The sequence below is a fragment of the Clostridium sp. UBA5712 genome (genome assembly GCF_002419845.1).
GTDB classification, from domain to species: domain Bacteria; phylum Bacillota; class Clostridia; order Clostridiales; family Clostridiaceae; genus Clostridium_J; species Clostridium_J sulfidigenes.
On sequence record NZ_DIGW01000017.1, the window covers coordinates 184,436 to 210,888 of the forward strand.

24 protein-coding genes are annotated in these 26,453 nt (G+C 29.6%); 5 read left to right on the plus strand and 19 right to left on the minus strand.

From position 1 onward, the window contains the following. Window positions 1-86: 86 nt before the first annotated feature. The 13 genes from B3B03_RS16775 to B3B03_RS16835 all read right to left on the minus strand — a co-directional run bounded on the left by B3B03_RS16775 (window position 87) and on the right by B3B03_RS16835 (window position 14,619). Window positions 87-1,529, minus strand: a complete 1,443-nt coding sequence (locus tag B3B03_RS16775) for a DEAD/DEAH box helicase (protein ID WP_346877860.1) — start codon at window positions 1,527-1,529, stop codon at window positions 87-89. Window positions 1,530-1,726: 197 nt separating this feature from the next. Continuing rightward, window positions 1,727-1,882, minus strand: coding sequence for a zinc-ribbon domain-containing protein (locus B3B03_RS16780; protein WP_035132601.1), 156 nt, complete (start codon window positions 1,880-1,882; stop codon window positions 1,727-1,729). Between the two features lie 177 nt (window positions 1,883-2,059). Further along, window positions 2,060-4,675, minus strand: a complete 2,616-nt coding sequence (clpB, locus tag B3B03_RS16785) for an ATP-dependent chaperone ClpB (protein WP_346848917.1) — start codon at window positions 4,673-4,675, stop codon at window positions 2,060-2,062. A gap of 60 nt (window positions 4,676-4,735) precedes the next feature. After that, window positions 4,736-5,173 (minus strand): MarR family winged helix-turn-helix transcriptional regulator, encoded by a 438-nt coding sequence (locus B3B03_RS16790; RefSeq protein ID WP_346877861.1) that lies wholly within the window; start codon window positions 5,171-5,173, stop codon window positions 4,736-4,738. Between the two features lie 299 nt (window positions 5,174-5,472). Then, entirely contained in the window at window positions 5,473-7,449 is a 1,977-nt protein-coding gene (locus B3B03_RS16795; RefSeq protein WP_346877862.1) for a YgiQ family radical SAM protein, read from the minus strand. 181 nt (window positions 7,450-7,630) lie between these two features. Further along, window positions 7,631-8,665 (minus strand): type I glyceraldehyde-3-phosphate dehydrogenase, encoded by a 1,035-nt coding sequence (gene gap / locus B3B03_RS16800; RefSeq protein ID WP_150843439.1) that lies wholly within the window; start codon window positions 8,663-8,665, stop codon window positions 7,631-7,633. Between the two features lie 304 nt (window positions 8,666-8,969). Next, window positions 8,970-9,278 (minus strand): thioredoxin, encoded by a 309-nt coding sequence (trxA, locus tag B3B03_RS16805; protein ID WP_346848914.1) that lies wholly within the window; start codon window positions 9,276-9,278, stop codon window positions 8,970-8,972. A 174-nt stretch (window positions 9,279-9,452) separates the two neighbouring features. After that, on the minus strand, window positions 9,453-9,905 hold the full coding sequence (locus B3B03_RS16810) for a DUF4870 domain-containing protein (RefSeq protein ID WP_346848913.1): 453 nt from the start codon (window positions 9,903-9,905) through the stop codon (window positions 9,453-9,455). Window positions 9,906-10,097: 192 nt separating this feature from the next. Further along, entirely contained in the window at window positions 10,098-10,481 is a 384-nt protein-coding gene (panD, locus tag B3B03_RS16815) for an aspartate 1-decarboxylase (protein WP_346848912.1), read from the minus strand. Between the two features lie 15 nt (window positions 10,482-10,496). Continuing rightward, window positions 10,497-11,342, minus strand: a complete 846-nt coding sequence (panC, locus tag B3B03_RS16820) for a pantoate--beta-alanine ligase (protein ID WP_346877863.1) — start codon at window positions 11,340-11,342, stop codon at window positions 10,497-10,499. Between the two features lie 56 nt (window positions 11,343-11,398). Next, window positions 11,399-12,226 carry a 3-methyl-2-oxobutanoate hydroxymethyltransferase gene (gene panB / locus B3B03_RS16825; RefSeq protein ID WP_346877864.1) on the minus strand — a complete coding sequence of 276 codons (828 nt, stop codon included), beginning with the start codon at window positions 12,224-12,226 and terminating at the stop codon, window positions 11,399-11,401. Between the two features lies 1 nt (window position 12,227). Next, complete coding sequence (locus tag B3B03_RS16830) at window positions 12,228-13,076, minus strand: Rossmann-like and DUF2520 domain-containing protein (RefSeq protein ID WP_346878006.1); 849 nt, start codon at window positions 13,074-13,076, stop codon at window positions 12,228-12,230. 301 nt (window positions 13,077-13,377) lie between these two features. Further along, a complete protein-coding gene (locus B3B03_RS16835; protein ID WP_346877865.1) occupies window positions 13,378-14,619 on the minus strand; it encodes a glycoside hydrolase family 3 protein in 1,242 nt (413 codons plus the stop codon). 93 nt (window positions 14,620-14,712) lie between these two features. On the opposite strand from B3B03_RS16835, the gene B3B03_RS16840 reads away from it, so the two are divergent. The 5 genes from B3B03_RS16840 to B3B03_RS16860 all read left to right on the plus strand — a co-directional run bounded on the left by B3B03_RS16840 (window position 14,713) and on the right by B3B03_RS16860 (window position 17,988). Further along, the gene (locus B3B03_RS16840; RefSeq protein ID WP_167402876.1) at window positions 14,713-14,868 is read left to right on the plus strand and encodes a hypothetical protein; all 156 of its coding nucleotides are present in this window, start codon (window positions 14,713-14,715) and stop codon (window positions 14,866-14,868) included. Window positions 14,869-15,004: 136 nt separating this feature from the next. Further along, window positions 15,005-15,709, plus strand: coding sequence for a glycerophosphodiester phosphodiesterase family protein (locus B3B03_RS16845; RefSeq protein WP_346877866.1), 705 nt, complete (start codon window positions 15,005-15,007; stop codon window positions 15,707-15,709). 183 nt (window positions 15,710-15,892) lie between these two features. Further along, a complete protein-coding gene (locus B3B03_RS16850) occupies window positions 15,893-16,426 on the plus strand; it encodes an ECF transporter S component (protein WP_346877867.1) in 534 nt (177 codons plus the stop codon). 18 nt (window positions 16,427-16,444) lie between these two features. Further along, window positions 16,445-16,879 (plus strand): DUF1893 domain-containing protein, encoded by a 435-nt coding sequence (locus tag B3B03_RS16855; RefSeq protein WP_051824025.1) that lies wholly within the window; start codon window positions 16,445-16,447, stop codon window positions 16,877-16,879. Beyond that, window positions 16,876-17,988 (plus strand): aldo/keto reductase, encoded by a 1,113-nt coding sequence (locus B3B03_RS16860; RefSeq protein ID WP_346848906.1) that lies wholly within the window; start codon window positions 16,876-16,878, stop codon window positions 17,986-17,988. The genes B3B03_RS16855 and B3B03_RS16860 overlap by 4 nt, the downstream gene beginning before the upstream one ends. Before the next feature lie 137 nt (window positions 17,989-18,125). Here the strand turns inward: B3B03_RS16860 and B3B03_RS16865 are convergent, their stop codons facing one another. The 6 genes from B3B03_RS16865 to B3B03_RS16890 form a co-directional block, all read right to left on the minus strand. Further along, window positions 18,126-19,028 (minus strand): GGDEF domain-containing protein, encoded by a 903-nt coding sequence (locus B3B03_RS16865; RefSeq protein ID WP_346848905.1) that lies wholly within the window; start codon window positions 19,026-19,028, stop codon window positions 18,126-18,128. A gap of 148 nt (window positions 19,029-19,176) precedes the next feature. Beyond that, window positions 19,177-20,562, minus strand: coding sequence for a DNA recombination protein RmuC (locus B3B03_RS16870; protein WP_051824026.1), 1,386 nt, complete (start codon window positions 20,560-20,562; stop codon window positions 19,177-19,179). Between the two features lie 217 nt (window positions 20,563-20,779). Next, window positions 20,780-22,063, minus strand: a complete 1,284-nt coding sequence (locus B3B03_RS16875) for a HAMP domain-containing sensor histidine kinase (RefSeq protein WP_346877868.1) — start codon at window positions 22,061-22,063, stop codon at window positions 20,780-20,782. A 9-nt stretch (window positions 22,064-22,072) separates the two neighbouring features. Beyond that, window positions 22,073-22,771, minus strand: coding sequence for a response regulator (locus B3B03_RS16880; protein ID WP_150842884.1), 699 nt, complete (start codon window positions 22,769-22,771; stop codon window positions 22,073-22,075). Between the two features lie 236 nt (window positions 22,772-23,007). Further along, complete coding sequence (locus B3B03_RS16885; RefSeq protein WP_346877869.1) at window positions 23,008-25,533, minus strand: ABC transporter permease; 2,526 nt, start codon at window positions 25,531-25,533, stop codon at window positions 23,008-23,010. A gap of 12 nt (window positions 25,534-25,545) precedes the next feature. Next, the gene (locus B3B03_RS16890) at window positions 25,546-26,226 is read right to left on the minus strand and encodes an ABC transporter ATP-binding protein (protein WP_346877870.1); all 681 of its coding nucleotides are present in this window, start codon (window positions 26,224-26,226) and stop codon (window positions 25,546-25,548) included. Between the last annotated feature and the right edge of the window lie 227 nt (window positions 26,227-26,453).

Sequence of the window (26,453 nt, forward strand, 5' to 3'; positions counted from 1 at the left end):
ATCTTAAATCTTTATAATATATTTTTGTATTTACTACTCTTTTAGTATATCATGGCGATAATAATAATTCAATATATATTTTAATTTTATTTCCTAGATTTTTGCACTTTAACTTTTTTACCTTTAATAATTATCTCTCCATATTTTTTTAAGAAGTTCTCACCTTTATTATTCAGTATATCTACATAAGAAATATTATCTTGTATATCTATTATACCAATATCGTCTCCATTCAAATCTGGAAGATTACTAAGAGCTCCCACTATATCTATATTCCTTATTTTCTTTTTTTTACCAGCTCCAATGTATACTTTTAAGATATCTTTATGAATTACTTTCTTTTTATTTCTCTGTCCTACTTTAAGTTCTTTCTGACTCTCCTTAAATACACTCTTACCTTCTTTAATCTCTAAATCACTTGGGAAATTCCCCTTTTTAATACTATACCCTAAGTATTCTTCTATAGAAGTCAAATACTTCTTTTCATATTCAGAAACTAAAGTTATAGCTGTTCCTTCCCGTCCTGCTCTTCCTGTTCTACCTATTCTATGAACATAACTTTCCCTTTCCATTGGAACTTCATAATTAAATACATGAGTTATATTATCTACATGAATCCCTCTTGCTGCAATATCCGTAGCAACCAGTACTTTAAATTCCTCATTCTTGAACCTTTCCATAGTTTCAATCCTTATTTTTTGTTCCATATCTCCATGTAGTTGTTCTACTGAAATTCCCTCTGACTTTAATTCTTCATACACTTTTTTAACTTTATCTTTGGTATTACAAAATATTATAGCTGCATCCGGTGTGCATGCATATAAGTTCTTCCATAAGGCTTTAAACTTATCTTTATGTTCAACATTTAAATATGATTCTTTTATTTTATCGCGATTAAATATCTTGGATTCTATTTCTAAAAATCTAGGGTTTATCATATAATTAGTGCATAGCTCCTCGATACTTTCTGGTATTGTTGCAGAAAATAGAGCTGTTGTCCTTTTTTTCGGTATTCTATCTAGTATATCACTTATCTGATCTATAAAACCCATATTTAGCATTTTATCTGCTTCATCAATGATTACATATGTTAAATCCTTAAAGTTTAAGTTTCCTCTATTCATATGGTCACTTATCCTCCCAGGTGTTCCTATTACTATATGTACCCTCTGCTTAAGTTCTCTAACCTGCTCATTAAAAGGCTGCTTTCCAAAAACAGCAGCACATCTAACTTTTTTTATTCTCCCTATATTGGATATATCATCTTTAACCTGTAATGCAAGTTCTCTTGTGGGAACTAGAACTAATGCTGTTATTTTTCCCTCTTCTACCCTAACTTCATTACAAATAGGAACTCCAAAGCTCGCTGTTTTCCCACTTCCAGTTTGTGATTTTACTATAATATCTTCTCCATCCAAAAGACTTGGTATTGTTTTATCTTGAACTTCAGAAGGATTTTCAAACCCTAGATTGTTTAGAGCCTGTAATATGTTTTCATTTAAATTATATTTGTTAAATCCACTTTCCATAACTTTCTCCTTGTATCTAATTAATATCTAATCATTATTCCTATTTCACATCATATTAGACTTATATATATATTTCTACTTATTTTTAAAATTTTATACATTAATACTTTTTATATAAATAGTTAATTCTATATAGCTCAAAAATAAAAGCTATAAGAATCACTTCTTATAGCTTTCATTGAAATATTAAATATTAATTATCTTCTATTTCTTTCTGCTTTTCTTGCTCTTCTGCAATCAGCACATCTAGTTGGCTCATTTTCGAATCCTTTTTCAGCGTAGAAAGCTTGCTCTCCCTCTGTGAATACGAATTCGTTTCCGCAATCTCTGCATGTTAATGTTCTATCTGCCATTTACAATTCCTCCATTTTAAAGATCCACCTATTATTAACAAATCCTCGAATTGGAGAAAATTATTATATATGTTAAATCTTTATTTCAATTTTATTTGTGTTTAACCACTTACTCAGTATAACATACACTTTACGTATAATGCAAGTAATTATATAAATATTTTATTTTATCTTTATTTATACAGTAGTAATCCCTTTATTACTTATTTCAAATACTATTTGTTCATCCTTACCATCTACTAAAATATTACATCCATCGTAAACTTCCCCAGCTATAATTTTTTTTGCAATCATGGTTTCTAAAACATTTCCAATATATCTTTTTAGTGGTCTTGCCCCATAAACTGGATCATAGCCTTCTGTTGCTAAAATCTCCTTAGCTACGTCAGTAATTTCTAAACCTATATTTTTATCATATAATCTTCTTCTAACATGGTCAATAAATATATCTATAATTTTCTTTATACCTTCAATATTTAGTGGTTTAAACATTATAATGTCATCTACACGGTTTAAAAATTCTGGCTTGAACCTACTCTTCATTTCACTCATTACTAAAGCTTTAGTTTTTTCAGTAATCACACCACTATCCTCTAGTAGATGACTACTACCTATATTAGAAGTCATAATTATTATAGTATTTTTAAAGTCTATAGTTTTGCCCTTATTATCAGTGAGTCTTCCATCATCTAATATTTGTAGAAATACGTTAAATACATCTTCATGAGCCTTTTCTATCTCATCAAATAAAACTACTGAATATGGATTTCTTCTTACCGCTTCAGTTAATTGTCCCCCTTCTTCATAACCTACATATCCTGGAGGCGCTCCTATAAGTCTTGATACTGAATATTTTTCCATGTACTCTGACATATCAATTCTTATAATATTTTCTTCACTATCAAATAAATTTCTCGCTAAAGTTTTAGCCAGTTCTGTTTTACCTACCCCTGTAGGCCCTAGGAAAATGAATGAACCAATAGGCTTATTTTCATCTTTCATCCCTGCTCTAGCCCTAATTACGGCATTAGCAACAGCTGTTACTGCTTCATCTTGACCTATTACCCTATTGCTAAGTTCCTCCTCTAATCTTAATAGTTTTTCTCTTTCCCCTTCTACTAATCGTGTTACTGGAATTCCAGTCCACTTAGATACAATTTGAGAAATTTCTTCTTCTGTAACCTCTTCTTTGAGAAGGGCTGTTTCATAATTATTGTGCATGCTTTCTTCTTTTTCCTTTATTTCTTCTTCAAGACGTGGTATAACCCCATATTTTAGTTCTGCAGCACTATTTAAATCATATTCTCTCTCATACCTTTCAACCTTACCTCTAGCTTCATCCAATTGCTCTTTCAAAGTTCTAACTTCAAGAATCTTGCTTTTTTCTTGTTCATATTTAGCAGTCATTTCATCATTTTTTTCTTTTAATTCTGCTAACTCCTTTTGAAGTTGTTCAAGTCTCTTTTGAGATGCTTCATCACTTTCTTTAATCAGAGCTTCTCTTTCAGTTTCTAATGTAAATAGCTTTCTTCTAACCATATCAAGTTCTGTAGGAAGAGAATCTATTTCACTTCTTATCATAGCCCCAGCTTCATCAATTAAATCTATGGCTTTGTCTGGTAAAAACCTATCTTGAATATACCTATTAGATAATTTGGCTGCTGTTACTATAGCTGAATCATGAATTCTAACTCCATGGTGTATTTCAAATCTTTCCTTAAGTCCTCTTAATATTGAAATTGTATCTTGTACTGTAGGCTCTTCTGCAATAACTGGTTGAAATCTTCTCTCTAATGCTTTATCTTTTTCTATATATTGTCTATATTCATCAAAAGTAGTAGCTCCAATACAATGTAATTCTCCTCTTGCTAGCATAGGCTTTATAAGATTTCCTGCATCCATAGCTCCATCAGCTTTTCCAGCACCTACAATAGTATGAATTTCATCTATAAATAATATTATCTTCCCATCAGAACTCTTAACTTCCTTTAGTACAGCTTTAAGTCTTTCTTCAAATTCACCTCTATACTTAGCTCCTGCAATTAAAGCTCCCATATCTAAAGAAAAAATCATCCTGTCTTTTAATCCTTCTGGTACATCTCCACGTACAATTCTTTCTGCCAAACCTTCAACTATGGCAGTCTTACCTACTCCAGGCTCACCAATAAGCACTGGATTGTTTTTAGTTCTTCTTGATAAAATTCTAATTACACGTCTTATCTCTTCATCTCTTCCTATTACAGGATCTAATTTATGTTCCTTAGCAAGGTCAATTAAATTCGTTCCATACTTAGCAAGAGCATCATAAGTTCCCTCTGGATCATTAGTATCTACCCTTTGATTTCCCCTAACCTGAGATAACACTTCCATAAATTTTTCTTTATCTATGCCATATTCCTTAAGTATTTTCCCTGATATACCTTTTGCATCAACCTCCATGATAGCCATCATTATGTGTTCTACACTTATATAGGAATCATGAAATTTCTCTGATATATCTTGAGCCTTAACTAAAACTTCATTGATTCTTCTAGTGGCAGTAACTCCAGATGAACGAGCTCCTTCTCCTAATACTTTAGGCATTTTCTCTAGCTCTAAATTTACTTTTCTTTTAATTCCTTCAACATCCACACCCATTTTTTCAAGGACATTAGGTATTAATCCATCTCTTTGATTTAGAAGTGCAGAGAATAAATGAATAATATCTACTTGTTGATGATTATTTCTTACTGCTTCCTCATAGGCATCATTTAAACTTTGTTGAACTCTTATTGTTAATTTTTCTGTCTCCATAACATCACCTGCTACTCCAATTTTATATCTAATTAAGTAGCATTTCTCCCTTCATAAAACTTAAATATTATTAACTATCTTTCTAAATAGCTTTAAAAATTCTTCTCTTTCACCATTTGTGTCTAAGGCATTTAAAACATATCCATACAATTTTCTTTCAAAAGCTATATGTTCATTCTTCACTTCCTTGCCTTCATCTGTAAGTTGTAATCCATAGGATCTTCTGTCTCTCTTACTAATAGTTCTATTCACATAATTAAGTCTTTCTAGCCTATCTATAGCGCTGCTTAAAGTACTTTTAGGTATGTCTAACATATTACAAATTTCCTTTAAAATTATATCATCCCTATCATAGACAATTCTTATAATACTAATTTCCATAGTATTAAGTCTTTCTATCCTAGGAAATTCCTCCATAGTCCTATGTTGATTTGAAAAAGACAAAAACATTTTCCATAAATTCGAAAATTCTTCAATTAACTTGTCATTATCCTCCATTACACCTACTCCTTTAAAATCTTCTTATATCCTACAATCATCATAATTCAATTATTAAATCAATAGATTACAACCTATATTATTGTTTGCTAAACGTAAAATTTAATTAGTACGAATTTCGTACTATATCTTTAAATAAATAGTACTACCATCGTACTATTTTGTCAATAATGAAATTTTTTTAATCAAAAATAAAAGTAATAATGAAAATCTACTATCATTATTACTTTTATTTTATATTTACAATAAATTTTGATTTAATTATTTCTTATTTCTTATTTCTTATTTCTTTTCCCTAACTACTGACGAGTTTTCTTCATAGATTTTCTCTTATTAGTAGAAGTGTTTTTACCCTTTTTTCTTTCTAAAGAAGTTCTTCCATGACTACCTCTAGGTAAAACTGTTTTACTATTACTATGTTCTTTACCAACCTTTTTATGCCTACTGTAATTTCCACCATGGTTAAGATTTTTTCCTTGTGTTTTAGGCCTTATTAAACACTTCGGTCCATTTCCTATTAAATCTTCTCTTCCAGCTTCCACTAAAGCTTCATATACTATATCATACTTTTTAGGGTTTCTATATTGAAGAAGAGCTCTTTGCATTGCTTTTTCCCTCTTGCTCTTAGGTACATATATCTCTTTCATAGTTAATGGATCTACCCCTGTATAAAACATAGCTGTAGATAAAGTTCCAGGTGTTGGATAAAAATCCTGAACTTGCTCTGGCTGATAATTAATATCTCTTAGATATTCTGCTAACTCTATAGCTGATGCTAATGTACTCCCTGGATGACTAGACATTAAGTAAGGTATAATATATTGTTTCTTTCCAACTTGCTCAGTAAGATTATAAAACTTATCTACAAATCTATCATAGGTCTTCCCAGATGGTTTTCCCATATACTTTAAAACATCAGCACAAACATGCTCTGGAGCTACCTTTAATTGTCCACTTACATGATGTTCTACAAGTTCTTTAAAGAAGGTATCATTTTTATCTGCCATTATATAATCATAACGTAACCCTGAGCGTACAAATGCCTTCTTCACCTTAGGAGTAGCTCTTACCTTTCTTAGTAGTTCTAAATACTCAGTATGATCTGCATCTATATTTTTACATGGTTTTGGATATAAACATTGCTTATGCTTACATGCACCATGCTTAAGCTGAGTTTTGCATGCAGGGCGTCTAAAGTTTGCAGTAGGACCTCCCACATCATGAATATATCCTTTAAAATCAGGTAAATTTGTTATTTCTACAACTTCTTGTAAAATAGAATCTTCGCTTCTACTCTGAACTATTCTTCCTTGATGGAAAGTTATAGCACAAAAAGAACAATTTCCAAAGCAACCTCTAGAACTAACTATACTAAATTTAACCTCTTCTATAGCAGCTATTCCACCTGCTTCTTCATAACAAGGATGATAATTTTTTGTGTAAGATAATCCATAAACATGGTCTAACTCTTCCCTAGTTAGTGGCATCTCTGGTCTATTTTGTACTACATATCTATTGGCATGCTTTTGTACTAGAGCCTTTCCTCTTACTGGATCTTGTTCTTCATATTGAACCTTAAATGCTTTGGCATACTCCATCTTATCTATAGATACAGCTTTATAGGACGGTATCTCAATATACCCGCTTACATATTCTAATTCATCTATCATATAGCATGTTCCAGGCACATGTCTTATATACTGAACTTCTAATCCATCATTTAAACAATTTGCCACTTCTACTATTTGCTTTTCACTCATTCCATATATAAGTAAATCAGCTCCACTATCTACTAACATTGATTTTCTTACCTTATCACTCCAGTAATCATAATGGGCAAATCTCCTAAGACTAGCCTCTACTCCACCAATTATAACCGGAATATTCTTATATGCTTCTCTAATTTTATTACAGTATACAATAGTAGCTCGATCTGGTCTTAAACCCATTTTCCCACCTGGAGAATAAAGATCCTTTTCTCTAACTCTTTTAGCTACAGTGTAATGATTTACCATGGAATCCATGTTACCACCATTAACTAAAAATCCTAATCTAGGTCTTCCTAATTTCATAAAATCTTCAGTGTTATGCCAATCAGGTTGAGGAATTATTCCTACTTTAAATCCTGCATCTTCAAGAACTCTAGAAATTATAGCAGTACCAAAGCTATGATGGTCTATGTATGCATCTCCTGTTACTATTATAAAATCTAACTGTTCCCATTGTCTTTCTAACATATCATCTTTACAAATTGGTAAAAATCTATTTTCTAACATTTAATCACCTACTCAAATATAGTTCAAATTTATAATTCAACTCAAGGTCTAATTATACTATAAAAAGAATCAAGAGACTATTTCTTTTACAAAATAATCTCTTGACTCTAAATTAAATATATTGGTATTTTATAATAGTTGGCTAAATTAATTTATATTGTTACTTAAAACCCTTAACACCTTAAGCTATTTTAGTAACTTTTTCTTCCTTTAACATCTGTGCAACGTAGTTAGCTAAATCAACAACTCTTGCTGAATATCCCCACTCATTATCATACCAAGATGCTACTTTAATCATGTTTCCATTTACCATAGTTGATAATCCATCTACTATAGAAGATCTACTATCTCCTTTAAAGTCTACAGATACTAATGGTAATTCACATAAACCTAATATTCCCTTAAGTTCATTTTCAGATGCTTCTTTAATTACTCTATTTATTTCTTCTACGGTAGTTTCTTTTTCAACTTCGCATACTAAATCTGTTATAGATACAGCAGCTGTTGGAACTCTTAATGCAAATCCATCTAATCTACCCTTTAATTGAGGTAATACCTTTGCAACCGCTTTTGCAGCTCCAGTTGTAGTTGGCACTATAGATTCCCCTGCCGCTCTTGCTCTTCTTAAATCTTTATGACTCTTATCAAGGATTTGTTGGTCATTTGTATAAGAGTGAACTGTAGTTATAAATCCTTTTTTAATCCCAAATTTATCATCTATTACTTTAGCTACAGGTGCTAGACAATTAGTAGTACATGATGCATTTGATATGATTGTATGTTGTGATAAATCTAAATCAGAATCATTTACACCCATTACTACTGTTATATCTTCATCTTTACCTGGTGCTGTTAATATAACTTTTTTAGCTCCTGCTTTTACATGATCCATAAGTTCTTCTTTTGTTTTAAATTTTCCAGTAGACTCTATAACTAAATCAACCTCTAAGTCCTTCCAAGGAATTTCTTTTGGTGATCCACATCTTGTTATCTTTATTTCTTTATTATTAATTATTATTGAATCCTCTGTTGTCTTAACGTCTCCTTTGAAGGTACCAAAGCATGAATCATAAACAAATAAATGTGCAAGTGTTTTTATATCTGCTCTAGCATTTATAGCTACAATATTAAAATCCGTCTCAGGACTTTCACATGCTATCCTTAAAAAAGTTCTTCCGATTCTTCCGAATCCATTTATTCCAACGTTTATCATAATTGAACCCCCGCAATTCATTGTTATACTCTTTATATCAATATAGTATATCACATTAGAATATGTGTCAAATATAGTATATCATATTTTTTCTTAATTTCCCGTTGAAATATAGTATTTACTTTCATTTTCTTTTATTTACTACCATTTTCATATTTATATTTATGTAAAAAATATTTAATTTACTAGGTTGATTATTAAATTTCATTAAAAACTAATCATTTAAATCTGATATATATGCTACACTTTTACTTTTATAATATAAATAAAAATCCCACCAAGTTGGTGAGATTTTTATTTGTTATTTTTAAAGATGAGTTTGAAGTTTAGCTTTAATGTCTTCTGGAGACATATAGCCTACCATTCTATCTACAGGAATTCCATCTTTAAGTACTACCATAGTGGGTACACTCATAACAGAGAATTTTTTAGCAAGAGATCTACTTTCATCAATATCTGACTTTAAAAATTTAACTTTACCATCAAAATCTCCTTGAATATCTTCTAACACTGGAGTTAATCTTTGGCATGGTCCACACCAAGTAGCAAAGAAATCCACTAAAACTAAACCTTTGCCTGCTTCATTTTCAAAATTATTTTCATCTATAACTTTCATAATAATCATCCTCCTATTCTTTTAAAGGTTAATACCTTTATTTTACTATAAATACATAAATTAAAAAAGCCTTCTTTTCATCATTATCCCATTTTATTTCGTACATCTAAGTATAATCCTTAAAAATCCTTTTAATATCATCATCAATCTACGAATTTCAAAGATTATACCATATCAATATTTTTTATATGCTATTTTTCTAGCCATTAACCCTATAATAGGAATTTCATATTCTTTATATTCATAACACTTCACCATTGAAATAATTTCAAATATAGTTATAACTATAGCAACTATACCTGTTATTATTGCTGATAGTAATATAGTACCTAGGGCCCCATATGCTAGAGGTCTAAAAAACATTAATCCTATACTACCACCTATAATCATAAATATAATAGAACTAAATATAATACCTACAATATTTATTAAAAAAGCTTGCATAGCATGAAACTTCACAAAACTGCTATCCTTTTCTAAAATATAAATTACAATAGGAGCAAGCCATGCTATAATCTTTATTCCTGGAATAAAAATTACTACTATTGCTGCACCGTAAGCAATCAGAGCCATAACATTAGCATCTATATTTCCTATAGAAGACTTATGTGGTTCATAAATATTCATATAATACCATCTCCTTTTATATCCATATAATTATATTATTCCTTAATATAGTTATAATTACAATATATTTAATTCCTTATTTTTAATTTTTAAAATTTATAAAAAAAGGAATGGAAAAAGCTCATAAATAGTTAATTTCGATTTATGAACTTTCTACATTCCTAATAAATATGAAATTATATATGTTTATACTTACTTAAGCTCACCATGTTTTTCATAATGTGCAATTTCTTTTATTTTATTGCTATGATCTACAAAAACCACTGTTGGTTTATGTTCTTTGGCTTCTTCTCCATTCATTTCACAATAACTCATAATTATAACCTTATCTCCTACTTGAACACATCTAGCTGCTGCTCCATTAAGGCATATAAGACCACTACCTCTTTTTCCTGCTATAGTATAAGTTTCAAATCTACTTCCATTGTTAATATCTACAATTTGAACCTTTTCATATTCTAGAATTCCTGCTGCATCAAGTAAATCTTCATCTACTGTAATACTCCCTACATAATCAAGCTCAGCTTGGACTACAGTAGCTCTGTGTATTTTTCCCTTTAACATCGTTATTGTCATTGTTTTTCCTCCTAATTATATGTGATAAGTAAAGTTATCAATTAATCTTGCTTTTTTAAAGTACACTGCCAATGCTACTAGGACATCCTCCTTAATCTCTTTTACCATCTCTAAACTTTCACTGCTTACCACTTCTATATAATCTATTTTGGCTAAATCTTCTTTCTCTATATTTTCCCTAATTAGCTTTTTAATATTATCTGGATTTCTTTCTCCATCCTCTAATAGTTTTTTAGCCATAGAAAGAGATTTATTAAGCACTAATGCAGCCTTTCTTTCTTCTGGAGATAAATATATATTTCTTGAACTCTTCGCAAGTCCATCAGTTTCTCTAATAATTGGACATCCTACTACTTCAATATCAAAATTCAGATCTCTTACCATTCTTTTTATAACCGCTAATTGCTGAGCATCCTTTTCTCCAAAATATGCTCTATGGGCAGGTATAATATTAAATAACTTAGAAACTACAGTGCAAACTCCTCTAAAGTGCGTTGGTCTGCTACTTCCACAAAGTCCAGTGGTCAAACCACCTACCTCTACAAAAGTTGAAGCATCTTTATAATACATATCTTCACTTTCTGGATGAAATATTAAACTTGCTCCAGCATTTTCACAAAGTTTTGAATCCCTTTCTAAATCTCTAGGATATTTATCTAAATCTTCATTAGGCCCAAATTGAGTTGGGTTTACAAAAACACTAACTACTACTCTATCATTTTCTGATACAGCCTTTTTAATCAAACTTTCATGACCTTCATGTAAATAACCCATAGTTGGAACTAATCCTACTTTTAAACCTTGAGCCTTCCACCCTTTAACTACTTCTCTTACTTTTATTACATCATTTAATATTTCCATAATTTTACCTTCTTTTTAGTTTAATTTTATTAATTCACTCAGCACTGAGTTTACTTTTAATATAGTTTAGATATAACTTCTTCACTTATTTTAAATCCATGCTCTAGTGCTGGAAAAATTCCCTTACTTACATCTTCAATATAGGCTTTAAAAGCTTCTGTCATTGTAGCTCCTAAATCCGCATATTTCTTAACAAACTTAGGTGTAAAATCATTAAACATTCCTAACATATCTTGATATACAAGAATTTGCCCATCGCAACTAGCTCCTGCTCCAATACCTATTGTTGGAATTGATATTTCTTTGCTAATTATCTCTGATAACTTAGCTGGAACACACTCTAAGACCACTGAAAATGCGCCAGCTTTTTCTACCGCTTTTGCTGCTTCAATAAGTTCTTTAGCCGCTTCTTCACTTTTTCCCTGCACCTTAAATCCCCCTAAGGAATTTACTGATTGAGGGGTTAATCCTATATGTGCCATTACAGGAATAGACGCTTTAGTTATAGCTTCAATTCTATTGCACATATCTACTCCACCTTCTATTTTTACGCATTGAGCACGTCCCTCTTTCATAAGGCGTCCCGCATTAAAAACAGCGTCATAAACAGAAGTTTGATAAGACATAAATGGCATATCTGCAACTACTAAAGCATTTTCTGTTCCTCTTGCTACGGCCCTTGTATGATGAATCATATCCTCCATAGTTACTGAAATTGTATCCTCATAACCAAGACACACCATCCCTACTGAATCTCCAACTAAAATACCATTAATCCCTGAACTATCAATAATCTTAGCCATGGAATAGTCATAGGCAGTAAGCATAGTTATTTTTTCACCCTTTGCCTTTGCTTCTCTAAATGTTATAGTCGTATTTTTCATTTTATTTTTCCTCTCCTAGAAATTGTTCAATCTCACTATAATCTCTATTTTTATTTTTTTTCTTTGCCACCTTTAACAAATTATTATTTAACATCCTATATAAAACTTTATCTTCCTCACTTAAACAAGCTATATGAGCCTTCATAGTAGATAAATCACCTCTTTCCAATGGTCCTGTAAGGCTTTTTACCATTCCTGAAGATTTTATATTCTCTATATTATTGTTTATAAGAGGATATAAGGCTTCAATGGCTAAATCTTCACTAAAACCACACTGTTTAAGATAATTTACACCATTATTAATAAGCCCTAGAACCAAGTTACTGCTAATAACCGATGCTAAGTGATATAAACTCTTACTTTCTTTTTCAATAATTTTTACCGAATTACCCAGAGAACGAAAAATTTCAGCTAATTTATCAATATATTTTTCATGTCCTTCAATAGTTATAAAGGCTTTTTTAAAATTTTTATAGGAATTATATTTGTCTGATATGGCAAACATAGGATGTATAGAATATGGGTAAGCACCAAACCTGCTTATATCTGAAAAGATTTCCGAAGATAACAAACCACTACAGTGGCATATTAATTTATTTTTTATAGACAACTCTTTAAGCTCATTCCAAACCCCATGAATTTCTCCATCTGGGGTAGTAATAAAAATCACATCACTTTCTTTCATTAACTCCTTTAAGTTTATGAAAGATTTTGTGCCAGTAAATTCTGCGGCTTCCTTAGCTGAGTTATGATTCCTACTATAATATCCAATAAGTAAGATACCATTCTCTTTAAAGTATTTCCCTAGCGAAAAACCAACCTTCCCGGCTCCAATGAATCCAAATTTTATAACAATCACTCCTCACTTTATCTGTTTTCTAAGTTAATATTAAAACAATACATAAATATTAACTGAAATTTAAAACTAAAAATCATGTGAAGTAATTTGTTATCTAAGTCTCATTCTAAAAGATATGAGCTGTCCGTAAAACTTTTCCTTTATAGCTGCTTTCCCTAGAGAATAATAGCTATATACAAATTAGAATATTATTTTTCAATCTATATATTCTAATTTGAAGATATAATCAAATTATAGGTGCAGTTATTCCTATACTGCCCATAATTACTTATATCACAATTATATAAGTAATTCAATGTCTAGAAATTGTATTTTTTAGTTTTAAAATTCTATAAACACTCTCATTAATTCTTTTTTCAGTAATGATACCATTTCTAACAGCTTCTACTACTCCATCTATGGCACTATTTTGATCATGTATACCTGATGATACTATTATTATGTCATTCCCTGCTTCTATAGCTTTAACCGCTGATTCATTAGTTGGATACTTGCCTTTAACTCCCTCCATAATCATATCATCTGTAACAACTACTCCATTAAATCCTAACTCTTCCCTTAAAAGCTTTGTGACAATATTTTCAGATATACTTGCTACGTAATCCTTATCTAATTGAGGTAAGTATAAATGACCTACCATTATCATTTCAACACCATTATCTATTGCATATTTAAATGGAATTAACTCTAATTTTTTTAATTCATCAAGGGATTTATTTATAACTGGCACCCCCACATGAGAGTCAACATCTGTATCCCCATGTCCTGGGAAATGCTTTCCTACTCCTAAAACACCTGCACTCTTCAAACCTTTATATACTTCCGTTCCCATTTTCTTAACAATTTCAGGATCATCTGAAAATGCTCTATTACCTATAACTGGATTATTAGGATTAGAATTCACATCTAGCACAGGTGCGAAGTCAAGATTAAAACCTAAAGACTTTATAGTTTCACCTATAGCTTTTCCATGTTCAAAAGCATAATTTAAATCTCCAGTAGCTCCTACATCCCATGCAGATTCAAAACGTCCCATTTCCTTAGGAATTCTACTTACAACTCCACCTTCTTCATCCACTGACATAAAAAGTTTAACCTTGTTTTCATTATTTAACCCATTCAAACTTTCTATTAACTTTTTTGTTCCACTTACAGTGTTAATATTTTTACTAAATAATATTATACCTCCTACTTTTTTATTTTTTATTAAACTAATAATATTATCATCCACTTCATAACCATCAAATCCAACAATAAACAGCTGACCTACTTTTTCCTCTAATGACATAGCATCTATTTCATCTTGTATTGGGTCAACTTGAGGCTCCTCTTCACCGAATTCTTCCACCATATTATTATTTTTCAAATCCTTATTAGACTTATCTTCTATATCTATTTTATTATTATACTTTGATTCTTTACTTATAAAGCTACATCCATAGAATAAAATATTTGATGTGCAAATAACTACGACGATCATTATAACCTTTGTTAATTTACTAATTGTCTTGAAAATATTTCTACTACTTTTCATTTATTTTACACTCCTTTAATTTCCTATAATAAAATACACAAAATAAACCACACTAAAATTATATTCAAATTTATTTTTTTAGGAGGAATTCTTATGACAAAGGATAGTCAACCAGATAACAAACAAGCTAGAATGGAAAAATGTAATTATCAAACACCAATTACTAGTGAGACAGGAAAAAATCATAATAGAACTGCTAAAAAGCATTCTATTAAGAGAGAAGGATTTCAAAGCCCTCATATAAATTAAAATTATAACCGATCCTTAAGTAATGGGGAAATTCCCCATTACTTTTTTAATATATTTTAATATATTATTCTTTTATCACATATTAACACCTTTGTTCAACTGTAGTAATATATTTATATACGGAGGTGTATAAATTATGATTTATTTTGCTCATAGAGGTGCTAGCAAAAATTATCCTGAGAATACTTTGCTTGCCTTTCATAAGGCTATTATTGCAGGTGCAAAAGCAATTGAACTAGATGTTCATAAAACAAAGAATAATAAGCTAGTAGTTATTCATGATGAAGATGTTGCAAGAACCTTTCAGGGTAAAGGACTTATAAAAGACTTAACCCTCGAAGAAATTAGTTCCTTAAAATCTAAAAATATTGATTATGAAAATAGCAAGTTATGTAAGATTCCAACTTTATACCAAGTCTTAGAGTTACTTAAACCTAGTAAAGTCCTTATAAATATAGAACTTAAAACTGATGTTATTCACTATAATAATATAGAAAAAGATGTGATTGATTTAATAAAAAACTATGGTATTGAAAACCATGTATTACTTTCTAGTTTTAATCACACTTCCCTTGAAATATGTAAGTCTATAGATAAAAATATAAAATTAGGTGTGCTAATTGATAGAAAAATTGATAATATAATTGCCTATGCTAAAAATCTAGGTGCTTATTCTTTAAATCCTAATGTTTATTTAGTAAATGAGCCTTTAATCAAATTGGCTCATAATAATAACTTAAAAGTATTCACCTACACCGTAAATAAACCATTTATAGCCAATCACCTTGATAAAATTGGATGTGATGGTATCTTTACCGATAACATAGAGAAATTTATTTAAGTATGATTTTAAGTTCAGTAGATAAAAGGAGTTAAGTTACTTGCTTTAACACCTTTTATTATACTTTATATCAAATTACTAATTTAATATTCATAATTTTAAAAATAATTATAGAAGTACATTTACTTATAATGGTATAATTACTTAGAGTCCAAAAATAATTATTGAAAAGGTGTGATAAAATTGAAAACAAAACAAATAGTTTACAGTGGACTTTTAATTGCTTGCAGCATTTTACTTCCCCAATTGTTTCATTTAGTGGGAGGTCCCGGTATTGGAACAACACTTCTTCCTATGCATATTCCAGTTTTAATTGCTGGATTTATCCTTGGTCCTATTACCGGATTAATAATTGGAATTTTAAGTCCTATTTGTAGCTTTTTATATACTGGAGGAATAATGCCTGCAATACCTATGTTATATCTTATGATAGTTGAACTAGGTACTTATGGATTATTTACAGGTCTTATATTTAAGAAATTTAAATTCAACATATATGTATCACTTATTGTATCTATGATTGCAGGTAGAATAACTAGAGGTTTAGTTTTTGTCGTTGCTACAAAATTTTTGGGAATTTTTCTTCCTCCTGCTATGGGTATATCTATAGCAATAACTCAAGGTATTCCCGGAATAATACTTCAAATGCTAATTATCCCACCAATTCTCTATTGGTTATGTAAGCTACCATATACTAAAAACTTAATGACTCAATAAATTTGGAGGCGTATTAAAATGAAAACCCGTATAAAAGCTTTACTTGAAGAATATAAATATAGCTGTATCCTTATGAGCAAAGAAAAAACTGTGATGACTTCCTTTGATAAAGGTGTAAGCCCTATATATAAATATATCAAAGAAAATGGAGTGTCTCCTATACCATTAATAATGGGTGATAAAATTGTTGGAAAGGCAGTTGCTCTGATGGCTATTTATGGTGGTGTGGAATATATCTACACACAAATAATTAGTCAAGGCGCTATAGATATTTTAAATTCCCATAATATTAAATTTGACTACGAAGAAATAGTTCCTTATATAAATAATCGTAAAAAAGATGGGCAATGTCCTATGGAAGCATCTTTGTCTGGCACAATAAATCCTGAAGAAGGATTTAATATAATTGATACATTTATTAAAAATAGAGAATTAAAGGAGTGTCCAAAATGATTTATAAACCCTATGGTAAAACTGGTAAAATGGTTTCTGCCCTCGGCTTTGGTGGAATGAGATTTAAAGATGATTGTTCCATTGAAGAAGGAGCTGAAATAGTTAGGTATGCAAATAGCCTTGGTATAAATTACTTTGATACTGCACCTAACTATTGCAATGATAGAAGTGAAGATATCTTTGGAGAAGCTTTTAAAAATATGTCTGGTGAATTCTATGTATCTACTAAAAGCAGTCTTGGTAGTGAACCAGATGCAGATTCAGTAAGACGTAGAATAGAAAACTCACTCAAAAGACTTGGTATAGACAAAATTAACTTTCATCACATGTGGTGTATTATGGACCTTAATCACTATAAAAAAGTTATGGCCAAAGGTGGTCCTTATTGGGGAGCTCTTAAAGCTAAGGAGGAAGGCTTAATAGACCACCTAGTATTTTCTACCCATGCTTCTGGTGAAGAAATTAGAATTATGGTAGAAGAAGGTTATTTTGAAGGAGTAACCTTAGGATACAACATTTTAAACTTTCCGTATCGACAAGAAGGTATTTTAGCTGCTCATCAGCATGGTCTAGGAGTAGCAACCATGAACCCTTTAGGTGGTGGATTAATTCCTGAAAATCAAGAATATTTTTCATTTGTAAAACAAAATCAAAATGAAAGTGTTGTACAAGCAGCGCTGCGTTTTAATGCTTCTCATGAATGTATTTCAGTAACTCTATCTGGTATGGGTAGTAAGGAAGAAGTTAAGCATAATGTAGATGCTGTTAAAAACCTTACTATTCTCAAAAACTCTCAAATAGAAACTTTAAAATCTTCTCTTAGGCAAGATATGAATCAACTATGTACAACTTGTCAATATTGCAAACATTGTCCTAAAGGTATTAATATTCCTAAATATATGGATTTATATAATTATTACGTATTAAAAGGTATTAATGGTATAAAAGAAATGTATGAATTACTCTCTAAATATGGCGATATTGACTTTGATAAAGATATGGCTCCCAGCGATTGCATTGGGTGTAAAAAATGTGAAACTCTGTGTACACAAAAGTTAAATATAGTAGACAGACTAGATTGGATTAATCGCAATGTGATTAGAAACTAGTTATTTATAATATGTTAGTTGAGTAGTTTAGCTTTAAATTAAAAATATATGGATTTATTAAAATTTCATTTAATAAATCCATATATTTTCTTTGTTATGTACTTTAAAATAATAATCATAAACTTTTTATAATTTTATTAATCTCTTAACCTATTTTTATTAACAACGGTAGTATTCCTCCCCTTTTCCTTAGCCTCATAAAGGTTTATATCTGCTCTATATATTATATCTTCGGTATTCATATCTAAATCTCTAAAGCCATATACTCCGAAACTACAGGTTATACTAAACTTATTTCCTTTATGTTCAAGGGTCGTTTCCTCTAAATTCTTCCTAATTCTTTCTGCAATAATTTCTGCTTTATCTTCATCTGTATCATTTAAAACAATTAAAAATTCTTCTCCACCATAACGTCCAATCCAATCACTTCCATTGCTTCTAATATATTTTGAAGCAATTCTCGTAAAATCTTTTAATACATTATCTCCAACTATATGACCATAGGTATCATTAATTTCCTTAAAATAATCTATATCTGCCATTATAACAGACATAGATTTTTGTTCCCTTATAGATTTCTCAACATCAACTTCTAATCGCTCTCTTATGTACCTTCTATTATATACACCTGTAAGATCATCTATTAGGGTAGTTTCTTGTATATTTTTCAAAAACTTCTCAATAGATTCTGCATATTCCCTCTCTCTATCTATAATAGCTCCTCCTTTTGATATATCCTTCACTAACTCAACTATATAGGTTTCCTTGCCAATATTTATAGGAGAAGCCATAACTAGAAAAATCCTGTTTTTGTTATACTCTATTTTTACTACTGTTTCATTGCTTTCATATGCTTGTTTAGAAATACAATTTTCACATATACCATTCCTATTCCATAACTCATAGCAATGTGTATCAGTATTTATAGTATTGTTATCTGTTGATAAAATTTTATTATTATTGGGATTAATTATTCTTATCATATCATATATATTTTTAAAGATTGAAAGTCGCTCTTTCACATCATCCATTATATCCATACTTCAAAAACCTCCTTGTTTAAAATATGGCTTCATTTGTTATGTATTTTTTATTTTTCAGCTGTAATAAAGTACATCTCTACATGTAATTCTAAAATATCTTTTATATATATTTTGAAAAAATGATCTAGAATATACTTCTATTTAACTATTCATCTATAGAAAGTACATCTATATATTTCTCTGATACATCATTTGTCAAACTTTCTACACTCATAAGTTTTTTATTAATCTGCTTAGTCCTTGTACCTACAAGCTTATCTAAATCTGTACTTGCTTGATTTAACTTTTTCTGTGTAGCTTTAAGCACCTCTTCAAATTTTCCAAACTCTGTTTTAACTGCTCCAAGTACATTCCAAACTTCACTAGATCTTTTTTCAATTGCAAGAGTTCTAAATCCCATCTGTAAACTATTTAAAAGTGCTGCTAAAGTTGTTGGGCCTGTTATATTTATCTTATATTCTCTTTGAAGAATTTCAACTAAATTAGTTCTTTTAACTACCTCTGCATAAAGACCTTCTATTGGTAAAAACATAATTGCGAAATCAGTGGTGTAAGGTGGGTCTATATATTTATCTCTAATATCCTTAGCTGATTTCTTTATAGCTGTTTCTAACTTTTTATAACCTTCTTCTATTAAACTTTGGTCTCCAGTATCATAGGAATCCACCAAATTGTGGTATACATCCAAAGGAAACTTTGAATCTACAGGAAGGTATACTACATCAGAGGTTTTATCCTTACCTGGAAGTCTTATTGCAAATTCCACATTATCTCTAGATCCCTTCTTAGTTACTACATTTATATCGTACTGTTCTTTAGTAAGAATTTGATCTAAAATTCTTCCCAATTGAATTTCTCCTAAGGTTCCTCTAGTCTTAACATTGGAAAGAACTTTTTTTAAATCTCCTACTCCCATAGCTAAGGTTTGCATCTCACCTAGTCCTTTATGCACAACTTCCAATCTTTCACTTACCAACTTAAAGGATTCTCCTAATCTCTTCTCCAATGTACTTTGTAACTTTTCATCCACAGTTTCCCTCATTTTTTCTAACTTATCCTCAGTAGACTTAAGCAACTCACCTTGTTTTTGGGATAAATCATTAAATTTTTCTTTTTGAAGATTATTAAACTCATTAACACTTTTAGAAAATTGATTTTCAAAAGATTTAAGTGATTTTTCTATAGTATTAGAATATGTATCTAGTTGATTCTTTTGAAAATTTGCTATTTCACTCATTCTACCTAAAATAGCATCACTTAACCTTTGTATTTGAAGGTTCAACTCAATTCTAGCTTCTTTTTCACCTTTACGAGATTCTTCCCTATTTCTAGAGATTTCATCTCTAAAGGCTTTTTCTAATTTATCAACACTTTTATCTATATCTCCTACCCTTTGTTCTATATGTAAGATTGAATTCTCAATATCGGCTGCACTGCCCTTTTGCATTCTGCTTCTAGAATCCTTTAATTTTAGAGTAAAATATATATTTATAATTAACAATATAATTACAATAACCAATAAAACTTCCATTATCTCATCCCCAATCTTAAAATTTATATAAGAATATTACTCTCAAATACCGTTTAAAGGCTAAATAGAAAATTTTATCTATTTAGCCTTATATTTAAGGTAAAATAAGAAACATGAAAATATGTTCCCTTGGTCATTATATCATTTTTCAGTATAAAATTACAAATAGATTAAATTATTAAACTCTTCAATGTTTTTACTATCTATTTAATTTATATTAGATACTTTTCATAAGTACAATTTTAAACTCAGTACCTATGTCCACTTTACTTTTAACTTCTATATATCCTCCTTGGGCTTCAATAATTGATTTACTAAGAGATAATCCAATTCCAACAGACTCAGATTTTCCCCCTTTATAAAATCTCTTAAAAATATTAGGAAGATCCTTTTCACTAATTCCCACTCCATTATCCCTTATTACAATTTTTGTATTTATGGGATTTTCCTCAAGTTCTATATGGATTTCACCATTATAACTATGTTCTACACCATTCTTAACTATATTAATCAACGCTTCTCCTAACCATTTGTCATCATAATTAAACATAAACTTATTTTTATTTTTTTTATTAATCTCTTCTATATTACTTATTACCGTTTCTTCATACATATTACTTTCAAATACTATATTAACTTTATTTTCTGCTGCCATCATTGCAACATTGTCTATAACTTCATAAATAGTATTAACTAAGCTATTTTCCTTCATGTTAAATTCAATTGCTCTTGCATCTACCTTGGCTAGCTTCAATATACTTTTTATAAGCCAATCCATACGATTTAATTGTGTCTTGCTATTATGTAAGAATTTTTCCCTATTATCTTCACTAATTTTCTTATTACTTAAAATATCATTATAAATAATAAGGGCAGATAGTGGTGTTTTTAATTGATGAGATATGTCTGATAATATATTTACTAGAAACTCCTTTTCTTTTTTTAAATCTACCATCTGACTTTGTAAAACTTGTCTCATATTTTTAAATCCATAGGAAAGTTTTGCAAAATCTCCTTCCTTCTCTTCATAAAGATTTACATCATAGTTTTCCTCTAATATTTCCTTTGAGGCTCTTGTCAAATTTCTTACTCGACTATATATACCTCTATACTGAATATAATTTAATAATATTAATAAACCTCCAAATGTACTACCTATAATTATAAATATAAATTTACTATTTTTAAAAGCTTCATTTATTCCATCTATATACATTATATTTATATTGTCTTTATAACCATAATTATCTATAATTTTTTCTCCTAATTTTATCCCTTCCTTTGTTGGCACTTTAAAGGTTGCCTCTACTAAATCCGCTTCAAGATTAGGAAATTTTTCTACCATTGTAGATAACATTGCGGCCTTGCCATCTATATATTGACTCTTTATGTTATTAAAATAAAAAGTAATCCACATATTAACGATAAATATAAATATTATAACTATAAATAATAACACTACGGAACTCTTTTTTAATTCTGGATTTATAAGCTCTTTCATTAATTTCTCCTACTTTCCATTAACAACTTCTTTTATCCACATATAGCCTAGTCCTCTTTTCGTTATAACATATTCTGGCTTACTAGGATTATCTTCTATTTTTTCTCTAAGTCTTTTTATATAAACTGAAAGAGTATTTTCCTCTACATATGCGCCTTCTTCACCAAATAATTCCTTTAATATATGATCCTTGCTAAGTAATATTTCTGGACTCTGTAGAAATGCTAAAAGAAGCCTATATTCCTTTGCCGTTAATGATATCTTTTCATTACCCTTGGATACTTCTGCACTAGATGTGTTAATAATTATATCTCCGGATCTTAAAGTTGTTATATTATTATCACCTTTGCCAACTCTTCTTAAAACTACACGAATTCTTGATAATAACTCCTTTACTCTAAAAGGTTTTGTTATATAGTCATCACCACCTATATCTAATCCCAAAATTATATTTACCTCTTCATCTAAAGCAGTTAAAAATATTATAGGTGTGTCCTTCTTTTCCTTCACGTATTTACAAAAGTCATATCCACTTCCATCAGGTAAATTTATATCTAGAAGTATTAAATCAAACTCCTCATTATTAAATTTTTCTTTTCCATTCTCTATAGAACCCACTCTAAAAACCTGATACCCTTCTTCTTGAAGGGTATATTCTACTCCTAAAGCCAATGCCTCATCATCTTCAACTAATAAAATTCTATTCATTACATAACCTCCTCCATAAAAAAATTTTCAAATTATTTATTAACACTACTTTAAAACTTGCATTTATAACTTAATTTTATCATTAAAATCATATAACATTATAGGGATTTTAAAAAGCTTAGGTTATAATTATATTAAAACAAAAATCCAAAGAATATTTCCTTGGATTTTTGTTTTATCTATTTCTTATTCTTATTTTGGAATAACTGTTTTATTTAATAATATGTCTATATTATTTACTCACCTCTTATACTATCAATAATATTTTGTTTACTTAATCTTCTAAGAGGTATTAATGCCGAAACATATCCCATAATAATTACAGCTACAATAGAAATAGCAATACTATTCCATGGTAATGTAAATTTGAAATCCCTAATATTTGACATAGGATTATATAGTATATATGCTAGTATAGTACCTGCTACTGAACCAATAATTCCTCCATATAGTCCAAATAATACACCTTCAAAAGTTATCATTTTTCTCACTTGTTTCCTTGTCATCCCTATAGCTTTTAAAGCTGCTATTTCCTTATTTCTAAGAAGAATATTTGTAGTTACCGTATTTACAATGTTTACTGCACTTATTAAGGTTATTACTATTATAAATCCCATAAGCAATATACTCATTTGCAATTTATACGCCTTTTCACTTTTAGCAGATTCTATTTTATTATAATAGCCAATTCCTGCATTAGTATTTTCTATCTTTTTTAGCGACTTATCTATTTTATCTAAATAGCTCTCATCATTAATTTTTATTCCCATATCTGTAACTCTAAAATTTTTCATCTGCTGCTGATTGCCTTCTATTATATTCTTAACAGTATTCTTACTTCCTATAACATTTAATACTCCTTGATAATCTAAATCACTAAAAGGCTGAACATCCATAATTGCTGCTACCTTAACCTTCTTAAGCTCCTTACTATTAAAGTTCTCTTGTCCATCTGAATATTCCACATCACTAATTAGTATCTCATCTCCTACTTTAAGTTTAGCCATGGGTGCAATAAGACTTCTCTTATCTCCAAAGAATGTTGTTTCTCTAACTATAATTACTTCTCCATCTTTAAGATTATCAATGCTACCTTCCTTAATATATTTCTTAGCCACATTTAACTTATTTTCTTCATATGCTTGAAATACAACACTAATTTTCGATTTGTCTTTTCCATCAACTTTACTCTTGAATAAATCTTCATCCCTATTTTCTGCTGCCCACTGTCTTACTTCCTTAGGTATAGCAGAATTCTCAACAAATCCTTGAGTTAATATGAAATTATAATGTTTATAGATTTCACTTACCCCTGAAATATTTCTTACTTCTTCAATTAATTTATTATTTATAGCATCTAGTTTTTCAGTATTACCATTATCATGAATGGTAAATGCAATGTCATTATCTTCAGTAACCTTCTCAGAAAAATTATCTGAGAACTTAGCAAAGCTCATAAACGTTACAAATAGAGTTACACTTATAGCCATAGATAATACAGTGATATAAAATCTTCTTTTATTTCTCTTAACATTTTTTAGAGCCATGGCTGTATCTATTTTAAAGAATTTCCCTAAAAATTTACCACTCCTATTTCTCTTTTCTTTCTTAATTAAAGATTGACTACTTATAGCTATTAATGGTGAAATCTTACCTGCACTTCTAGCTGGTAGATAAGCTGAAACATATATAGTTGCTGCTCCTATACCACTACTTAATAATAGTACAAATGGTGATGTTACTACTTTAAGGTTTGAAAATTCACCCAATCCTGACATCTTATTAAAGGTAAATGCAATACAATATACAGCCACTATTCCAAAGAATACTCCAAGAGGAATACCTATAAATATCATAATAGATGCTTCTCTAATTACTAAATTCATAATTTGTTTTTTAGTAGTTCCAATAGCTCTTAACAATCCAAACTGCTTCATTCTTTCTGCTATGCTAATATGGAAAGCATTATAAATAACCACTACTGTAGCCAAAACAACAATTCCTATAACAATGAAAACTATCATAAATAGAGATTTATTCATATCCGCATTACTAGACTCCCCTATAAGTCTTAGTAAATCTTTATTTTGTACTACTTTACTTTTACTACTAACAAGATTAGATACTTCCTTAATCACTTCTTGTTTATCAGCTTCATCCTTAATTTCAACTAATACTGTGGAATCTTCTTTCACATTACTATCATTCTTTATTAAATAAGCCTTTGATATTCCTTCACTTTGATTTTGCCAATCATCTTTAGCTATTCCAGATAAGGTATAATCTTTTTCATCTCCATCTTCATCTTGTATTTTAATTATATCGCCTACTTTAACTTCTTCATCAAAATATCTAAGAATCCACCTTTCAATAACAACTTCATTATTACTCCTAGGTAATTGGCCTTCTTCTAAATTTATATTCATAAGTTTAAATGCAGCTTCATTTAAATAGTTAAGTTCAATGTTTTTATCCTTTATAAAGGGAACAGCATTTTTACTAATCATAACCCCTAAACTATTAACATTTATATTAGTTTGAATCTTATTTATTTCATCTTCAGATACATTAGTTATAGCAAGATGAAATGCCCCCATACTTTTCTTTGAATTTTCAATCATAGAATTCTGCACTGTTAATATAAAAGTACATATTGATGTTATAAGTGCTACTGACAATATTATTCCTATTATAGTTAATATTGTCCTTTTTTTATTATCCTTTAAGTATTTTCCACTTAAAGCTTTATAACTATTAATCAATGTTTCTTCCCCCTATGCCATAGTTTTATCACTTTCAATTTTTCCATCACTTAAAGTTATAACTCTATCTGCTTGTTCAGCCACATTCCTATCGTGAGTTATAAGTATTAGAGTTTGATTATACTTTCTAGCGGTAACCTTTAAAAGCTCTATAACTTCCTTAGAATTCTTACTATCTAAATTACCCGTTGGCTCATCTGCAAGAATTATAGATGGCTTATTTATAAGTGCTCTTGCTATTGATACTCTTTGTTGCTGCCCTCCTGAAAGCTCTGATGGAATATGTTTTCTTCTATCTTCAAGACCGATCATAGATATAATTTCATCTAAATATTTTTTATCTACCTTCTCACTATCAAGAAGGGCAGGTAAAGATATATTTTCTTCTACATCGAGAATAGGCATTAAATTAAAGAATTGAAATATAAATCCTATATTTCTTCTTCTAAAGATACTAAGACCAGTTTCATTTTGCTTGTATATGTCTATATCATTTATAAATACTTTTCCACTAGTAGGTATATCTAATCCTCCAATTAAATGAAGTAATGTAGACTTTCCAGAACCTGAAGCTCCTACTATAGCTACAAATTGTCCTTTATCAATGCTAAAGCTAATATCATCTAAAGCACGAACCTGACTATTTCCTTCTCCATAATACTTCTTTAAGTTTTCAACTCTTAAAATCTCCATACATAATTCTCCTTCAATCTATATTAAAATTTTGTAGTTACAATAATTTAACTCTTAGCCTCAATAGTATTTAGATTAAGGTTGTATTAATCACTACACTTCTCTTTACAAATATCATTATATATATTTAACTATTTTTTCACCATAAACCTTACCTTACATAATTAATAGTTTTCTTACATTTTAGTCATATAAGAAAGAGTGTAGCAAATTGTCATTAAACAAAT

Bases quoted from the DNA above. Each gene is read 5' to 3' on its own strand.
- B3B03_RS16875 (WP_346877868.1), bottom strand. From the start codon at position 22,063: ATGAAAGAGCTTATAAATCCAGAATTAAAAAAGAGTTCCGTAGTGTTA.
- panC (WP_346877863.1), bottom strand. From the start codon at position 11,342: ATGGAAATATTAAATGATGTAATAAAAGTAAGAGAAGTAGTTAAAGGG.
- B3B03_RS16865 (WP_346848905.1), bottom strand. From the start codon at position 19,028: ATGGATATAATGGATGATGTGAAAGAGCGACTTTCAATCTTTAAAAAT.
- B3B03_RS16860 (WP_346848906.1), top strand. From the start codon at position 16,876: ATGATTTATAAACCCTATGGTAAAACTGGTAAAATGGTTTCTGCCCTC.
- B3B03_RS16795 (WP_346877862.1), bottom strand. From the start codon at position 7,449: ATGTTAGAAAATAGATTTTTACCAATTTGTAAAGATGATATGTTAGAA.
- B3B03_RS16780 (WP_035132601.1), bottom strand. From the start codon at position 1,882: ATGGCAGATAGAACATTAACATGCAGAGATTGCGGAAACGAATTCGTA.
- panB (WP_346877864.1), bottom strand. From the start codon at position 12,226: ATGAAAAATACGACTATAACATTTAGAGAAGCAAAGGCAAAGGGTGAA.
- B3B03_RS16790 (WP_346877861.1), bottom strand. From the start codon at position 5,173: ATGGAGGATAATGACAAGTTAATTGAAGAATTTTCGAATTTATGGAAA.
- B3B03_RS16840 (WP_167402876.1), top strand. From the start codon at position 14,713: ATGACAAAGGATAGTCAACCAGATAACAAACAAGCTAGAATGGAAAAA.
- B3B03_RS16880 (WP_150842884.1), bottom strand. From the start codon at position 22,771: ATGAATAGAATTTTATTAGTTGAAGATGATGAGGCATTGGCTTTAGGA.
- B3B03_RS16775 (WP_346877860.1), bottom strand. From the start codon at position 1,529: ATGGAAAGTGGATTTAACAAATATAATTTAAATGAAAACATATTACAG.
- B3B03_RS16890 (WP_346877870.1), bottom strand. From the start codon at position 26,226: ATGGAGATTTTAAGAGTTGAAAACTTAAAGAAGTATTATGGAGAAGGA.
- panD (WP_346848912.1), bottom strand. From the start codon at position 10,481: ATGACAATAACGATGTTAAAGGGAAAAATACACAGAGCTACTGTAGTC.
- trxA (WP_346848914.1), bottom strand. From the start codon at position 9,278: ATGAAAGTTATAGATGAAAATAATTTTGAAAATGAAGCAGGCAAAGGT.
- clpB (WP_346848917.1), bottom strand. From the start codon at position 4,675: ATGGAGACAGAAAAATTAACAATAAGAGTTCAACAAAGTTTAAATGAT.
- B3B03_RS16870 (WP_051824026.1), bottom strand. From the start codon at position 20,562: ATGGAAGTTTTATTGGTTATTGTAATTATATTGTTAATTATAAATATA.
- B3B03_RS16810 (WP_346848913.1), bottom strand. From the start codon at position 9,905: ATGAATATTTATGAACCACATAAGTCTTCTATAGGAAATATAGATGCT.
- B3B03_RS16835 (WP_346877865.1), bottom strand. From the start codon at position 14,619: ATGAAAAGTAGTAGAAATATTTTCAAGACAATTAGTAAATTAACAAAG.
- B3B03_RS16845 (WP_346877866.1), top strand. From the start codon at position 15,005: ATGATTTATTTTGCTCATAGAGGTGCTAGCAAAAATTATCCTGAGAAT.
- B3B03_RS16855 (WP_051824025.1), top strand. From the start codon at position 16,445: ATGAAAACCCGTATAAAAGCTTTACTTGAAGAATATAAATATAGCTGT.